The following is a 15,167-nucleotide window of genomic DNA, read 5'->3' as shown; positions in this document are numbered from 1 at the left end:
CTCCCCCCCCCGGGGGGGGGGGATGAGCCCGGACCCGGAGTTGTGATCTGGGCCACCAGAAAGGGGTCGCAATGCCCAGGAAACGCTATTCGGCCGAGCAGATCATCAATCACCTCTGACAGCAGGAAGGACACCCACAATCTGGCATCATTCGATAGAGGCTTGTAATCGTCCCCATGTGGACCGGCTCCCCGGGTTGGATCTAACTAGAACTCCCCTTTCATACCTGACAGAGACCCAGGCATCAAGAATCGGTCAGCTAGAGCGCCTGATCGCGTGAGCGAAGAATAGGCGACACGGAGGTTAAACGTATCCGCATCGCCAGCGTCATGGCGTGACTTGAAACAGCGTGGTTAATCTCCCATTCGCAATGGATCACCTGATCGCAATGCTGCCAACAGATCATCCAGCGACACGCTGGCGATGACGGAGGCCCGGTCGCTGACGGCGTAGGGAAGGATGAGTTCAGTGCCGTGGAGCAGGGAGCCGCAGCTATAGACGACGTTGGGCACGTAGCCTTCCCGCTCATCGCCCTCGGGGCCGAGCAGTGGCCGACGAAGGCGACCGATGATCCTGGTGGGATCCTCCAGATCGAGCAGGACGGCGCCGATGCAGTACTTGCGCATGGGGCCGACGCCGTGGGTGATGACGAGCCAACCGGCTTCGGTTTCGAGAGGGGACCCGCAATTGCCGATCTTCACGGACTCCCACATCTCCGCTGGGCGCATTATCACCTGGGGATCGTTCCAGTGGTGCGGACTGTCGGAGAACATGATGAAGAGGTTCTCGTCATCCTGCCGTGAGAGCATGGCATAGCGACCGTCGATGCGGCGCGGGAAGAGCGCCATGCCCTTGTTCTGCACCCCGTTGCCGTTGAGGGTCAGGATGCGGAAGTGGAGGAAGTCCTCCGTCCTGATGAGCTGCGGCAGGATGGTGCGGCCGTTGAAGGCGGTGTAGGTGGCGAAATACATGACCGAGCCGTCGTCGTCGACGAAGCGGACGAAACGGGCATCTTCGATACCGTTGGTCTCGGCGGGCGAGACCGGGAAGATGATGCGCTCGCTCAGGGCGAGCTTGTCCGAAAAGCGCAGTTCGTAGTTGGAGTCCGCCAGCCACTGGATGCACTCGAGCGTACGGTGCAGGTCGCGCGTGGCGGGCTGGGTCCGGTGACGGACGGCGCTCACGCGCCTTTTCAGATCGGTGCGCGTGAAGCTTTCCCCGAGCGGCGCCACGACGGCGGTGGTGTAACCGTCATCTAACCCCATCTCCTGCAGCTTGATGACGAAGGATCTCTTCTCATAGCTGGGATCGGAAACGATTTCCGGCATGGTGACGAACCCGGAGACGGGATCCAGTTCTATGCTGCCCTCCGGCGAGATGCTGCCGGCCCGGAATTCGATGGACGAGATATGCCCTTCGCCGGTCGCCCGCAGGCTCATGATGAAACGCAGGCCACCGGGTGGGGCGTCGTCCTGGTCGGGGTGCGGCACGATCGAGGGATTGAAGATGGCGGCGGACTCCAGCGCGTATTCGCCGGAGAACAGGGCGCCGATGAGCTGTTGCCGTTCGCTCGAAAGCGGACGTTGGGTGAACACGTGCCGCCGGACCTTCTCGAAATGGGCTTGCAGGAGCGACTCGAGGTCGAGGTGCCGATCCGTGAACTCCCGGCGCACGGCGTTCAGCTGGTCGACGGCTTCCTCTTCCGACAGGGCGAGCGCGCGGCCGATGACGGTGGTTATGCGACGGGAATCCGCGGGAATGAAGGAACGGAGGATGACGCGCGCGCTTTCGGGCAGCAGCGTCACCTCATGACGGCGGAGGCGAATGCGGCTCATGACCCGGACCTGCCCGACGACACGTGATGCGGCGAGCGGGTGATCAGGTGTTCGGCGCAGTTCATCTCGGCAAGAGCAAGGTGGAAGGCCAGCATGGACTCCGCGCCCTGGTTCTCGCTCACGCGGTCGTAATGCAGGCCGTCGCTGCAGCCGCCGGTGGTGAAATCGTAGAGGGACAGGCCGAGATCATTGCGGCCCAGGAACCACTCGAAGGCGCGCTTGGCCCGGTCCGACCACACCGGATCACGCGTGGCGCGGAAGGCTTCGTGGCACGCGGAAACCATGGCCTGGGCCTCGACCGGTTGCTGGTCGAAGTCCGCGCGCGCACCCCCACGCTGGTAGAAGCCGTCGCTGCCGATGGGCCGGAAACAGCCGCTCTGCGTCTTCTGGATCGACGCCAGCCAACGCAGGGATTCGAGCCCGATCTCCAGCGCCTCGGTGTGGGGCAACCCTTGCCCGCTGACGATGAGCGCCTGGCAAAGACGTGCGTTCTCGTAGGTGACGCTGGATTCGAACCACGGCCAGCTCTCCGTGGCGCATTCGTGCCAGAGCCTCACGAGGTTCCCGGTCAAATTCCGGCGGATCTCGTTGATCTCCGGACCGCCGGAGAAACGTTGAAGATACTCGTGGATGCCGAGCAGGGCGAACGTCCAGGCACGGGGCGACGTGAACGACGCCACTGCGGGGAGTCCCGACTCGAAGAGCTTGGCCGACAGCCGGCGGTGGCCCTCGATGCGCGAGCGACCTGCGCCCGTGCCGGCGGCCCAGAGTGCGCGCCCATGGCTGTCTTCGCTGCCGACCTCCTCCAGCCACTGGCGCCCGTGGCCCATGAAGTTTCGGAAGCGCCCCGTGTCGTGATCCAGGGCCGCCGCGAGGAAGGCGAGGTAGCGGGTGGCCAGCTTCCCCAGATGATCGGCCGGCGGCTTGCCGCCGACCTCATCGAGCAGTGTGCAGAGGATGAAGGCGCGCGCGTTGTCGTCGGTGCAGTAGCCTTCATGGAAGTTCGGCACATCGAAAGTGGCGTGCTGAAAAATGCCGGTATCATCAGTCATACGAAACAAGTGATCGAGGCGCAGCGGCGGCAAATCGCAGGGCCGGTTGTCGAGCGTCCAGCCGGCGAATGCCGCACGCGGCCGGGTCTTCCGGTCGGAGCGGGCGCGCTGGAACGACTCGAGATAACGCCGTGCCACGGCGGGCCAGATCATCTCTCGCCCCATCGCATAGGCCTCTTGCCTGATCTTCCCCAGCCGCTCCGGATCCGCGAGCAACTCGCCCACGCCTGCCGCGATCGCTCGGGGATCTCTGAACGGGACCAGGATGCCGCGACCGTCCGCCAGCAATTCCTGCGCGTGCCAGTAGGGCGTGGAAACCACGGCCTTCCCCGCGCCGAAGACATATGCCAGCGTGCCGGAGGTGGTCTGTGCCTCGTCGAGATACGGCGTCAGGTAGATGTCGGTCGCACCGATGAATTCCTTCAAGTCCTCCAGGGACACGAAGCGGTTGTAGAAGATGACGTGCTCCTTCACGCCGAGTTCCTCGGCGAGCCGCTCGAGACTCAACCGATACCGTTCGCCTTCGTGCGCCAGGAGATTCGGATGCGTGGCGCCCAGCACGAGATAAACCACGTTCGGCTGCTCACGCACGATCTCCGGCAGCGCCTCGATCACAAGTTCGATGCCCTTGCTCGGCCCGATCAGTCCGAAAGTGAACAGTACCTGGCGCCCTGCCACGCCTAACTGCTCCTTGTAGAAACTCGATTCGATGAACGGCAGATCGGGGATCCCGTGCGGGACGATGTCCATCTTCTCATCCGGCACGCCGTAGGTGTCGCGCAGGATATCCGCACCCATGTGCACCATCACCACCAGGCGGTCGCTGCGAGCCACCAGATCCTCCATCACCTTACGCTGCGCCGGATCCGGCTCGCGCAGGATGGTGTGCAGCGTTGTCACCACCGGCATCCGCACCTCTTTCAGCAGAGCCAGCAAATGACTTCCCGCCGGTCCGCCAAAGATGCCGAACTCATGCTGCACACAGAGCACGTCCGTGTTGTAGAAATTCAGGAAATCCGCCGCCCGCCGGTAGGAATCCAGCTCCTTTTCCTGCAGCTCGAAGCGGACGCGCGACGGGTATTCGTAACCTTCCGCCCGATCGTTGACCGCCCCCGCGAAACAGTCGGAGCCGGGCGCCGCATATGCCACTGCTTCACATAGATCATTGGTGAAGGTCGCTATGCCGCACAGTCGTGGCAGGTAATTGCCCAGAAATGCGATACGACGCGGCAGAACGTTGTCACCCAATAGATCCTTCTCTCTTGATCGACCAAGCAGCCCAGCCGCGTTGATGCAGCAACAAGGTAGTCAGATACTGTCATTTTGTCCCGCTCTCATGAAAGGCGCCGGATGTGACGCCGCTCGAAAATCGCGGCTGGTCTGTTCCCATATACCGGAGCACTGGGACGGCAAGATCAGAAAATCGGGCAAATATCTGGCAAAACGCCGTGATGGCCGGCATAATGAAGGAAATGCATTAACCAAATAAAGAAGCGATGCTCAGAACACGTCATTGGGAGGTTGGGGATGAAGAAGAACATGGGTTTGGCCGATCGGACCATCAGGGTACTAATCGCGGCCTTGCTGGGAATCCTCATTTTCGCCGGACAGATAGCGGGGGTGACCGCGACCATCCTGGGGATTCTGGCCATCGTGTTGCTGCTGACGAGCACGGTAGGATTCTGCCCGGTCTACGTGCCATTGAAGCGCTCGACCTATAAGAAGTCCTAGGTCCGCCAGACTCCCCAAGGGCCAGGGGCTGAGACTTCGCTCGTTTTTAACTGGGATCTCCCACTCATGGGCAGATAAACGTCGAGCTTTTCAGAGGTCGTCGGGCCAGACCCGCATTGGACTCTAACCTGGTTATTCGTTGCAATACAGTCAGTTATTCTTTGGGTGGGGACAAGGCAGCAAAAAACGACCGGATCTCGAACCTGCAAGCCCTTCAACGGCAACGCCGGGGGGCTCAACTGAAGAACCGGCTCCCCGGGTAGGACGCTCAGCGAAACTTTTCTGAGAGAGAGGGTTGAGAGCGAGCATCAGAATGGCCTCGCCAGTCCCCGGCGGATAAATGAATAGAGGGGACAGGAATCTATCCCTTGCGATCACCGGTGTTTTGTGTCTTTATAGCGAATGAAACCGCCTATAGATCGCTATTCAGGCACAGGCGAAACGATGAGCAGTGGCCCCGAAAAGCTCAGCCCCAACGAGGCCGCAATCCTCCAACTGGTCGAAGCCCTGGGCATCCTTAGGCCACGCGACCTGCGCACGAAAGGACATTTGGTCGCCTACCTTCAGCGACTCATGGCGAAAGGGCGGCTCGTCAAGCTTGGGCGCGGCCAGTACGCCCTGCCCGACCGCGAGCCGACCGAACACGATTCACTGGCCGTCACCGCCAAGCGGTATCCTGGGACCGTCGTGTGCCTGCTCTCCGCGCTGCGGTTCCACGAACTGACGACACAGTCGCCACGCACGATCTGGCTCGCCGTCGAAGGATCGAAGCTTGCCCCGTCCGATACGCCCGCTGCCGTGCAGGTCGTCAGAATGACCGCCCCTTCCTTCCATAGCGGCACCACGACCCACCTGCTGGGACAGGTCCCCGTGCGGATCTACGATCCGGCCAAGACCGTCGCCGATTGCTTCAAGTTCCGGGGCAGGGTGGGTCTGGATGTCGCTATCGAGGCGCTCAGGGATTGTCTCGCGCAACGGCAAGCCACGCCCGCGCAGATCTGGAGATTCGCGGAGATCTGCCGCGTCAAGACGATCATGAGGCCTTACATGGAAGCCCTCTCATGACGGCCGACGGCCGGAAACGTCTGCAGGCCTCGGTGCGGCAGAGGCTGCTCGACATCGCCCAACGGGACAGCGTCGACTTCCAGCTCATACTTACGAGATACGGCCTGGAGCGTTTTCTCTACCGACTGGGACGCTCCTCCCATAAAGCCACGTTTCTCCTGAAGGACGCCTTCCTGTTCCACGCCTGGCAGCACGACGTGGGCCGACCGACCAGGGACTTGGACTTACTCGGCCCCGGCGCCCCGGACATCGACAGGCTAGAGACCGTCGTCGCGGACATCGTCGGCACGGAAGTCGATGACGATGGGCTGGACTTCCTGCCGGACACCATCCGTGGGGAAGCCATCCGTGAAGCCTCGCTGTACGACGGGATTCGGATCAAACTGGTCGCCACCCTCGACAAAGCCCGCATTTCGTTGCAGATCGATATCGGGTTCGGCGATGCCGCTGGGCCGCAGGCCGTAGAACTGGAGTGCCCGACCCTGCTCGATCAGGATCCCCCCAGGATCTTGACCTATAGACCTGAGTTCGTCGTCGCCGAGAAACTCGAGGCCATCCTCGCTCTCGGTGCAATCAACACCCGACTCAAGGACTACTACGATCTTTGGCGGATGAACCGCACGATGGACCTGTCGCGCGAAGATCTTATCGCAGCGGTGCGGGCGACGCTCATTCGCCGGAGTACGAGTTTCCCAAGCGACGTCCCGCCCGGATTGGCGGACGATTTTGCCGACGTTCAACAAAGCCGCATGTGGGACGCATTCATCGCGAGGAACGGGCTCGATGCGGAAGAAGAATCCCTTGCGGACGTCGTGAAGGAATTGCGCGCGCACTTCTGGCCGCTGATCATGGCAGCGGGCCGGCACTCATGAGCTATACTTCGCTGTGTTGGACCTTGGCGTCCATTGTCCGCCGCATCCGACCCCGAAGAGACCGCCGATGAGCCTTGGCCGCAACGACCTCTGCCCGTGCGGCAGCGGCAAGAAATACAAGAAATGCTGCCTTGCGAAGGACGCGTCCGCCAGGCTGGTCGAGGCGGGCTGGCTGCGGATGCGTCGGACCGAAGGCGAGCTTATGGCCAAGCTGGCCCCGCATCTGACCCGGCACTACGGACCCGCCGCGCTCGACGAGGCGTGGGAGGAATACACGCTCTGGCCCGATCCGCCGGCTGCGCAGGACGAGTGGCCGGAGTTCGACACGTCGTTCCTTCCCTGGCTGGTGTTCGACTGGGAGCCCGAACGGGACGATCGCCAGGGGGGTGACGAACGACCCGTGATCGCTCCGGCGCGCCATTACGCCGAGCGTAAGGGGAAAGACCTGGATTCATATGAACGCCGCTATATCGAGGAGGCTTGCCGCCAGCCGTTCACGTTCTATCTGGTAGTTGCGCCGGTGCCCGGGCGGAAGATCACGCTCCGCGACATCCTCCGACAACGGGAGGTGACGGTGCACGAGCGCCAGGCCTCGACCACGCTCCGACCAGGTGAGATCGTCTTCACGAAGGTCGTCGCCCTGGACGGCGACGCCGTCATGCTCGGCGCCGCCCCCTACGCGATTCCCAGCCGGTACTTCGACGCGATCGTAAAATTGCGCGAGCGCATAGCGCGGCACCGTGATGTGAACGCAGAGCCCCTCCGCGAGTACGACACCGAGTTGCGCCAGCTCTACCTCGATCTGCGCGAGGACATCGTCAACCCGGAGATGCCCAGCCTGCAGAACACGGACGGCGATCCCCTCCAGATGACGCGCATCGACTACGAGCTGGATTGCTCGCCGCAGGAGGCTCTCATGGCCCTCCTGCCCCTGACCCTCGAGGACGATCCCGCCGCCTTCGAAGACGAGAGCGAACGTGACGAGACGGGAAAGCTGATCGCCGTCCAGATCCCCTGGCTGCGGGCCGGTAACGCCCAGAACTCGGACTGGCCGAACACCCTGCTGGGACAGATCGACATCCGGCGCGCGAAGATGAGCGTGAACGTCAACTCGCAGGCGCGGGCCGACGCGATCCGGGACGAGATCGCCGCCCAGCTCGACCCACGGGCCAGACTGAAAGGCGTCGTGATCGAGTCCGTCGAGCAGATGATGGCCGCAGCGGCCACCGGTACTCGCTCCACCGCCCAGTCGGACCGGGAGCGCGAGAGCGCCGAACTGGAACGGACGCCCGAGGTTCAGGCCATCATGTCGAAGATGAGCGCCGAGCACTGGCGCACCTGGCCCGACATTCCCCTGCCCGCACTGGGCGACCTGACACCGCGACAGGCCGCCGCGACCCCCACAGGTCGCGAACGCCTAGAGGTGCTGCTCCTGGAATTCGCCGCGCACGAGGAGATACCGGGCGTCATGCGGCCGGACATCGTCGCGCTGCGTCGGGAGCTGGGGATGTGAGATCGCGGCCCTTGTCCCTACTGGAAATACCTGCGGCTTGCGCCTTTTAAGGACTTAGGGCGACGAACCGATGACTCCAGATTATGCTCCAACTCATTCTCCGGTCCCTGCTTTCAATCCTCCGGTCTCGTCAGTCTCTGCTTCTCGAGAATGCTGCCCTCCGCCATCAAATCGAGGTGCTGCAACGAAATGTCTACCGGCCTCAGCTGAAATGGCGTGACCGCGCCTTCTGGGATCTCCTCAGCTGCTTCTGGCCTGATTGGCGTAAGTCCCTGTATATCGTCCAGCCCGAGACGGTCATCCGCTGGCATCGCAAGAGATTCCGCTACTACTGGCGGTGGAAGAGTCGGCCGAAATGGCCGGGTAGGCCAAGAATGGCTCCTGAGGTCCGGGAACTGATCCGCCATATGTCGACGGCCAATCCCCTATGGGGCGCTCCACGCATCCACGAAGAGCTGTTAAAGCTGGGGCTTGATATCTGCCAGTCCACGATATCCAAGTAGATGGTCAAGCCGAAACGGCCCCCCTCCCAGTCCTGGCGCACTTTCCTGACCAACCACGCCAAGGACATCGTCTCGATCGACTTTTTCACCATACCGACAATCACCTTCCGGGTGATCTACGTCTTCTTGGTCCTGGACAATGCCCGGCGGAAGATCCTCCACTTTAACGTCACCGACGCGCCGACGGCGAGATGGACAGGGCAGCAGATAGTCGAGGCGTTCCCTTGGGAGGTCACACGGAAGTACCTGATCAGGGATCGTGACGGGAAGTACGGCAGCGAGTTCAACCGCAGAGTCACTGCCCTGGACATCCTACAGGTCCTGATCGCACCCCACTCCCCATGGCAGAACCCGTATGTCGAGAGGGTAATCGGATCGATCCGGCGAGAATGCCTGGATCATGTGATCATCCTAAACGAGCGGCATCTGCGGCGAGTACTCCGGGACTACCTGGACTACTATCACCGCAGTCGGACTCACCTGGGACTGGAGAAGGACTGTCCGATGCATCGGCCCGCTGAGCCACTCGCGGCGGGCGACATCCAGGTAGAGCCGATTCTCGGCGGCCTCCACCATCGCTATACCAGGAGGGCGGCGTAGTTCTTCAGCCTTGAGTCGATCGAGCGAACCACTCGGATCAGTCTGCCCAGCTCCCTCTACTGCACATCTTCCCGGTATCGGGATTGCCCATCTCGCGGCTGGAGCTATTCGGAGTCGTGATCTTGTGGATCCATACGTGCAGACTGCTCGATTCTACCGGCGGATGAAAAAACAGAAGATGGGATGAGAAGGCCAACCTCCCTTCGGGATACCATAGACTGGTTCCCAAGGATTAACCGGACTCGCTAGGCGGTCCAAATCGAGGAGGTTGGCCATGGGAGAGAGTATCACACTTTGCGTCGGTATCGACATCGGGGATCGATACTGCCAGATCGCAGTACTGGACGAGGACGGTGAAGTGAACGAGCAGAGCCGTATCCGCACCACGCCGACGGCCTTCAAGAGCTACTTCCAAGGCAAGTCGCCGATGCGGATCGCTATGGAAGTCGGGACCCACTCGCCCTGGATGGGCCAGTTGCTCAACGACCTCGGACACGAAGCCCTGGTTGCCAACGCCTGCAAGCTGCGCCTGATCCATCGCAACGACCAGAAGAGCGACGAGGTCGATGCGGAACTCCTGGCTCGGCTGTGCCGCTTCGACCCCCAGCTGCTGTACCCGATCTGTCACAAGGGCGAGAAAGCGCGAGCCGCCATGGCCGTGATACGGACTCGGGATGCCTTGGTGCGATCGCGAACGTTGCTGATCAACCATGCCCGAGGGATCGTCAAGCCGACCGGTCACCGGTTACCCAAATGTGCTTCCCGGTATTTTAGTAGGATCGGAGACGAGCTGCCTGACTCTCTACGACCAGTGTTGGAGCCGATCCTTCAGACTGTGGATCACCTGACCGTCCAGATCCAAGCCTACAGTCAGCAGATCGAAAGCATCGGCCAAGAGCAGTATCCCCAGGCCGCTTTTTTGCAACAGGTCTCAGGCGTGGGGCCGCTCACGGCGCTGACCTTCGTGCTGACGATCGGAGATCCGTGGCGGTTCGCTCATAACCGCGCCGTCGGCGCCTACCTGGGCCTGGTCCCACGACGCAGTCAGACCGGTCAGAGTGATCCGGACTTGCCGATCACCAAGGCCGGAAACAGATATCTGCGCAATCTCTTGGTTCAGTGTTCTCACTATATCCTGGGGCCCTTTGGGCCGGATAGTGACCTGCGACGCAGCGGAGAACGTATCGCCTCATGTGGAGGCAAGAACGCCAAGAAGCGGGCTCGAGTCGCGGTGGCTCGCAAGCTGGCGGTCATGATGTTGAGCATGTTGAAGACCGGAGAGTCGTACGATCCGCTGCATGGATCTCCCGATGATGAGGTCTCGGCAGCGTAGGAGATGATGGCGATCACGATGAAATGAGGACCTTGCCTGACCGCCGGGTCCTGGTGACTGCGGCCTGTCCCTTTATCCGCCTTGGACTTGTCCATGGCGAGGTAGATCAGAAGATGGCAGCACCAGATCCCGCCGGACCCCAAAATGCACCGAGCCAAATGACCGGCTCACCAAGAGTGCGGATGGAAGGATAGCGCGCAGGCGGGCCACATAAAGATCGTGAACTCGCTTGACAGAGGGATGCCTTCTCATGGAAGGGACAGGGACTATGCGGTTGGAATTCCTCTTCGCTGTCCCGTTTCAGGGTCATGTACAATAAGCTAGACTCTGTGTAAAACATATTGTACATTGCCCTCCATGAAACCGACTCACGACATCATCAGTCACCTCCGGCGCCACCGCCTGCTGGCCGACGAAATGACCCAGCAGGAGCTGGCCGATCGGATCGGTGTCACCCGCCAGACAATCCTCTCCATCGAGAAGGGCAAATACAGTCCGTCGGTCGGCCTGGCCCTGCGTCTGGCGGAGGTCTTCGGTGTTGCCGTCGAGGATCTCTTCGAACTCGAGGAAGGGACGAGCGATGTCTAGATCACGCGCAATCGCATCCTGGTTCCGGTCCCCATCGAACGTCATCGCCGGCACGCTGGTCTTGGGCGGCTTCATACTCGCGGAGATCGACTGGGGATTCATCGCCTTGACGGGCGTCGGCATTTTCGGGCCCGGCATCCTGCGCGAGCTAGGCTGGCTCAGGGACAAGGACGAATTCGAAATGCGCGCAGCACGGCGAGCCGGCTATCACGCCTACCTCGTCGGTGGCCTGGTGGTCTTCCTGCTCATCGCGGTCTACCGTTCGCTGGAGGGACCCGAGGAAACGCCGACGCCGATCGACTACCCGTCGCTGCTCGTGACGACGATCTTCGCCGTGCTCTGGTTCACCTGGCTGCTCAGCTCGCTGCTGTCCTACTGGGGTGCGCTGAAGTCGGCCCGACGGATCCTCTACGCCTTCGGCACCGTGTGGCTCATCTTCAACATCATGGCCGGCGAGGGGAACTGGGTGACCAGCGTCATGCAATCGCTGCTGGCGGTGCCCTTCTTCGCCGCGGCCTGGCTGGGACCGCGCTGGCCACGTCTCTTCGGCACGATCCTGCTGCTGGCGTCGGGCTACTTCTTCTACCTCTTCGGCTATCACGAGATGCTGGCCGATCCGCTGGCATGGGGGCGCTCGGTCGTGCTCGTGCTCTTCTTCGGGCCACTCGTCGCCAGCGGTATAGCCCTGTTTAAATCGGCACAAATACGAGATGGAGACGAGGAAACGTAGACACGCCACGGAGGGCCTTACACGGAACCGGAGGTTGATCATGAAGACAGGTGTGATTCTCAAGTGCGTCATTCTGTTGCTGACGGTATCGATAGCCATCTTAACGCAGGCCGCGGGGCCGGGCGCCACCCTGGCCGGCGACGGTGCGGGCGCGCCGCGCATCGGGACCTATGATTCTCGTTTCGTGGCCGTCGCCTACGGCAACTCGCCGGATTTTAAGGCCCGTATCCAGGAGATGAAAACGGAGCGCAACGAGGCGGCTGCGGCCGGCGACACGGAACGTGTCAAGGAACTCGAGAAACTCGGCCCCTGGCTCCAGGAGCGCCTGCACATGCAGGGCTTCGGCAATCTGCCGGTCGACGACATCCTCGCGGGGCGCGAGCAGATGCTCGCCGAGGTTGCGCAGGAGGCCGGCGTCGACATCATCGTTGCTGGCGTCGCCTGGCAGGCTGAAGGTGTCGAGACCGTCGATGTCTCCATCGCGATCGGCCGGAAGCTCGGCTGTACCGAAGATCTCAAGACCATGTTCGAGGAGATCAAAGCCGCGCCGCCGGTCGAGCTGCCCTACGATTTCGGGGATGAGTAGGCCAACGATGAGACGGGGCGACGACCACGCAAGCAGGTGAGATCAAATCAGCGTGCGGATGGAATAACTGGAAGGCACAGGAGGTCGTCCATGGAAGAACGAATCTGGCACAAAGCCTACGACGCAGATGTTCCGCCCGATCTGGATATCGAGAAGACGACCATACCCGACCTTCTGGACGACGCGGCTGCTCGCTATCCTGACGCAGCGGCGGTCCATTTCATGAACCGCACCATGACCTATCGCGAGTTGCGCGACCATGTCGGCCGCTTGGCCACCGCCCTGTCGGATCTGGGCGTGGGCCCAGACAGCAAGGTGGCCGTGCACCTGCCCAACCTGCCCCAGACCGTGATCGCGGTGTCGGCCATCTTTCGCCTCGGCGCCCAGTCGGTGATGACCAATCCCCTGTACGTCGGCCGTGAGATCGAGCACCAGTGGAACGACGCCGGCTGCGAAACGGCGATCACCGCGAACTTCCTTTACGAGCGCCTGCTGAAGAACCGGCGCGACAAGCTGCCGGTGCGCAACTACATCATTGCGTCGATTCCGGAGTACCTGCGCTTTCCGTTGAAGCAACTGGCGCCGCTGAAGTTGAAGAAAGCCGATCCGCCTCTCTATGCCAAGGTCGCCGCCGGCGACGGCATCCATTTCTTTTCGGACCTGATCGCCAAGACGACTGCCCGGAAACCGGATGCTGAAGTGCAATTCGACGACGTGGCCATGCTTCAGTACACCGGCGGCACCACGGGCGTGGCAAAGGGCGCCATGCTGACCCACGCCAACATCACGAGCAACGTGCGGCAGATCGTCTCCTGGTTCCCCAACACCGTCCAGGGAAAGGAGGTGCTGCTGGCGGCGTTGCCGTTCTTCCACATCTTCGGTTTCACGACCTGCATGATGTGGGCCCACAAGATCGCCGCGGCCCTGGTCCTGGCGCCCAATCCCCGCGACATCCCCGCGCTGATCAAGAGCATCAGCAAGCACAAGGTGACGCTTTTCCCCGCCGTGCCGGCCATGTTCAACGCCATCAACCAGCATCCGGGCATCGAGAAAGTGGACATGTCCAGTATCAAGAGCTGTTTCTCCGGCTCGGCGCCGCTGCCCATCGCCGTCTTGCAGCGCTTTGAAGAGCTGACCGGCTGCCGTATCGTCGAGGGTTTCGGTCTGACCGAATCATCGCCGGTGACCCACGGCAATCCCATGCAGGGCGTGCGCAAGATCGGCTCCATCGGCATCCCGTTTCCCGGCACGGACATGAAGATCGTCGATGCAGAAACGGGCAAGACCGAGATGGCCCCGGGCGACGAAGGCGAGTTGATCCTCAAGGGCCCACAGATCATGAAGGGCTACTGGAACCGACCCGATGAGACCGACCTGGTGCTGCGCGACGGCTGGCTGTACACCGGCGACCTGGCGGCCCAGGACGAGGACGGCTACTGCGTGATCGTCGGCCGCAAGAAGGACATGATCATCGCCAGCGGTTACAACATCTACCCCGATGAGATCGACCGTCAGTTGATGGCCCACCCGGCGGTTCTCGAAGCCTGCACCATCGGCATTCCCGATCCGAAACGAGGCGAGTCCATCAAGTCGTTCGTGGTGTTGAAGCCCAATGCTACAGCGACGAAGGACGAGCTGCGGGAGTACCTGCTGGTGAACCTGGCGCGTTACAAGGTGCCCCGGGTTTTCGAATTTCGAGCTGAACTACCCAAGAGCTCCATGATGAAGCTGCTCCGGCGCGAGCTGAGGGACGAGGAGCTGGCGGCCATGGGGAGCGAGGACTGAGGGCGGTTCACCGGCCGGATGTGGTTTTGCGTGGGGACAGGTCAATATCGATCATCGCAACAGGTTCTTGAAATAATCCGTGCGGTCGACATTGGCGACATGTGTAAACCACTCGTCCTGGAACTTATAGAGGAGGATGCCGAGCCAGATCCACATCAGACGGGCGCGGTAAATGGATTGGACGCGGTTCCAGCCGCTGAAGCGGGCGATTGTCGCGTAGACCAGGAAAAGCGGCTCGAGTAGGTTCGGGAAACAGAAGAGCATGAATTCGTTCTGGGTAGCGAAGAACAACACCTGTCCAACCGTACGCAAGGCGAATGTCGCGGCAATTTCCCTGCGGATCGGCTGTCGCCAGCCCCAGATGAAGATGAACAGGTACGCAACCCAGTCGGCTGCCTTGTCGATGTTCTGGTAGAATCCCTCGTCGAGACCGGCGGGGATCAGCAGATCGCCGTCCATGGAGTCCAGAACAAAGTTCCCCCACCCAGCCGCGAATGGAAAGCGCAGATAAAGTATCGGCAGGAGGAACTTCAGCGCGACCACGACGATGATCAGAGGGAGATTCATGTGCAGCTTACCTCCCCTCCCCCTACCTGGACCGGGTACATTCCGGGGGGCAGATCATCAAGCCTTCTTGCGATAGACGTTTAACCCAACCTTCTCGTCCCGCTCAAGGACGGACACGTTGCCCTCGGTGGAGGCGATGATGATCGTTTTACCGGAGGACGACGGGCCGAACTCCTTGGTCGGGTCCACCGTGAGAGTCAGGATGTTGCCCACGACCTTCATTTCCACGTTCTTCATGCTCGTCCTCCCGTAGCGTTATGATTATGCCGTAGACGCTGGCTGTGAAAGTCGGTCCAATAGTCGTTCGAAGAGTTATAACCGAAAGTTGTGGATGACCTGATCAAAAGAGGTGGCGTATCCTCCCCATTGACGTTTTCAAATCTCTTTGAAAGGAGAGGACACGCCAT

At 61.4% G+C, this 15,167-nt stretch carries 13 protein-coding genes and 1 pseudogene; 10 read left to right on the top strand and 4 right to left on the bottom strand.

Features of this window, described 5'->3' with window-relative positions:
* Window positions 1-353: 353 nt before the first annotated feature.
* Both KJ554_03885 and KJ554_03880 read right to left on the bottom strand, forming a co-directional pair.
* Window positions 354-1,835, bottom strand: a complete 1,482-nt coding sequence (locus tag KJ554_03885; GenBank protein MBU0741477.1) for a glycoside hydrolase family 130 protein — start codon at window positions 1,833-1,835, stop codon at window positions 354-356.
* Window positions 1,832-4,135 carry a glycosyltransferase family 4 protein gene (locus KJ554_03880; GenBank protein ID MBU0741476.1) on the bottom strand — a complete coding sequence of 768 codons (2,304 nt, stop codon included), beginning with the start codon at window positions 4,133-4,135 and terminating at the stop codon, window positions 1,832-1,834. Before KJ554_03880 ends, KJ554_03885 begins: the two co-directional genes overlap by 4 nt.
* Before the next feature lie 279 nt (window positions 4,136-4,414).
* Between KJ554_03880 and KJ554_03875 the strand changes: the two genes are divergently transcribed.
* From KJ554_03875 to KJ554_03830, 10 genes and pseudogenes are all read left to right on the top strand, one after another.
* Entirely contained in the window at window positions 4,415-4,618 is a 204-nt protein-coding gene (locus KJ554_03875; GenBank protein ID MBU0741475.1) for a DUF2892 domain-containing protein, read from the top strand.
* A 444-nt stretch (window positions 4,619-5,062) separates the two neighbouring features.
* Window positions 5,063-5,683 (top strand): transcriptional regulator, encoded by a 621-nt coding sequence (locus KJ554_03870; GenBank protein MBU0741474.1) that lies wholly within the window; start codon window positions 5,063-5,065, stop codon window positions 5,681-5,683.
* A complete protein-coding gene (locus KJ554_03865) occupies window positions 5,680-6,555 on the top strand; it encodes a nucleotidyl transferase AbiEii/AbiGii toxin family protein (GenBank protein ID MBU0741473.1) in 876 nt (291 codons plus the stop codon). Before KJ554_03870 ends, KJ554_03865 begins: the two co-directional genes overlap by 4 nt.
* 67 nt (window positions 6,556-6,622) lie before the next feature.
* Window positions 6,623-8,068, top strand: coding sequence for an SEC-C domain-containing protein (locus KJ554_03860; GenBank protein MBU0741472.1), 1,446 nt, complete (start codon window positions 6,623-6,625; stop codon window positions 8,066-8,068).
* A gap of 83 nt (window positions 8,069-8,151) precedes the next feature.
* Window positions 8,152-9,171 (top strand): annotated as a pseudogene (locus tag KJ554_03855) (integrase core domain-containing protein).
* Window positions 9,172-9,457: 286 nt separating this feature from the next.
* Entirely contained in the window at window positions 9,458-10,504 is a 1,047-nt protein-coding gene (locus tag KJ554_03850) for an IS110 family transposase (protein MBU0741471.1), read from the top strand.
* Window positions 10,505-10,861: 357 nt separating this feature from the next.
* Complete coding sequence (locus tag KJ554_03845) at window positions 10,862-11,092, top strand: helix-turn-helix transcriptional regulator (protein MBU0741470.1); 231 nt, start codon at window positions 10,862-10,864, stop codon at window positions 11,090-11,092.
* On the top strand, window positions 11,085-11,822 hold the full coding sequence (locus tag KJ554_03840; protein ID MBU0741469.1) for a hypothetical protein: 738 nt from the start codon (window positions 11,085-11,087) through the stop codon (window positions 11,820-11,822). Before KJ554_03845 ends, KJ554_03840 begins: the two co-directional genes overlap by 8 nt.
* Before the next feature lie 40 nt (window positions 11,823-11,862).
* Complete coding sequence (locus KJ554_03835; GenBank protein MBU0741468.1) at window positions 11,863-12,408, top strand: hypothetical protein; 546 nt, start codon at window positions 11,863-11,865, stop codon at window positions 12,406-12,408.
* Window positions 12,409-12,498: 90 nt separating this feature from the next.
* The gene (locus KJ554_03830; protein MBU0741467.1) at window positions 12,499-14,193 is read left to right on the top strand and encodes a long-chain fatty acid--CoA ligase; all 1,695 of its coding nucleotides are present in this window, start codon (window positions 12,499-12,501) and stop codon (window positions 14,191-14,193) included.
* 51 nt (window positions 14,194-14,244) lie between these two features.
* On the opposite strand, the gene KJ554_03825 is transcribed toward KJ554_03830, so the two are convergent.
* Both KJ554_03825 and KJ554_03820 read right to left on the bottom strand, forming a co-directional pair.
* Complete coding sequence (locus KJ554_03825; GenBank protein MBU0741466.1) at window positions 14,245-14,760, bottom strand: hypothetical protein; 516 nt, start codon at window positions 14,758-14,760, stop codon at window positions 14,245-14,247.
* A 57-nt stretch (window positions 14,761-14,817) separates the two neighbouring features.
* A complete protein-coding gene (locus KJ554_03820; protein MBU0741465.1) occupies window positions 14,818-14,997 on the bottom strand; it encodes a hypothetical protein in 180 nt (59 codons plus the stop codon).
* Window positions 14,998-15,167: the final 170 nt, after the last annotated feature.

The organism is bacterium (assembly GCA_018814885.1).
In the GTDB taxonomy this organism is placed as follows: Bacteria; Krumholzibacteriota; Krumholzibacteriia; order LZORAL124-64-63; family LZORAL124-64-63; genus JAHIYU01.
Note: the sequence above shows the minus strand (reverse complement) of the source record. Positions and strands in the feature narration are given on the sequence as shown.

What these genes read in the sequence shown, in the direction of transcription:
- KJ554_03885 (MBU0741477.1), bottom strand. Translation starts at nt 1,835, where the DNA reads ATGAGCCGCATTCGCCTCCGCCGTCATGAGGTGACGCTGCTGCCCGAA.
- KJ554_03830 (MBU0741467.1), top strand. Translation starts at nt 12,499, where the DNA reads ATGGAAGAACGAATCTGGCACAAAGCCTACGACGCAGATGTTCCGCCC.
- KJ554_03845 (MBU0741470.1), top strand. Translation starts at nt 10,862, where the DNA reads ATGAAACCGACTCACGACATCATCAGTCACCTCCGGCGCCACCGCCTG.
- KJ554_03860 (MBU0741472.1), top strand. Translation starts at nt 6,623, where the DNA reads ATGAGCCTTGGCCGCAACGACCTCTGCCCGTGCGGCAGCGGCAAGAAA.
- KJ554_03865 (MBU0741473.1), top strand. Translation starts at nt 5,680, where the DNA reads ATGACGGCCGACGGCCGGAAACGTCTGCAGGCCTCGGTGCGGCAGAGG.
- KJ554_03820 (MBU0741465.1), bottom strand. Translation starts at nt 14,997, where the DNA reads ATGAAGAACGTGGAAATGAAGGTCGTGGGCAACATCCTGACTCTCACG.
- KJ554_03870 (MBU0741474.1), top strand. Translation starts at nt 5,063, where the DNA reads ATGAGCAGTGGCCCCGAAAAGCTCAGCCCCAACGAGGCCGCAATCCTC.
- KJ554_03840 (MBU0741469.1), top strand. Translation starts at nt 11,085, where the DNA reads ATGTCTAGATCACGCGCAATCGCATCCTGGTTCCGGTCCCCATCGAAC.
- KJ554_03825 (MBU0741466.1), bottom strand. Translation starts at nt 14,760, where the DNA reads ATGAATCTCCCTCTGATCATCGTCGTGGTCGCGCTGAAGTTCCTCCTG.
- KJ554_03875 (MBU0741475.1), top strand. Translation starts at nt 4,415, where the DNA reads ATGAAGAAGAACATGGGTTTGGCCGATCGGACCATCAGGGTACTAATC.
- KJ554_03835 (MBU0741468.1), top strand. Translation starts at nt 11,863, where the DNA reads ATGAAGACAGGTGTGATTCTCAAGTGCGTCATTCTGTTGCTGACGGTA.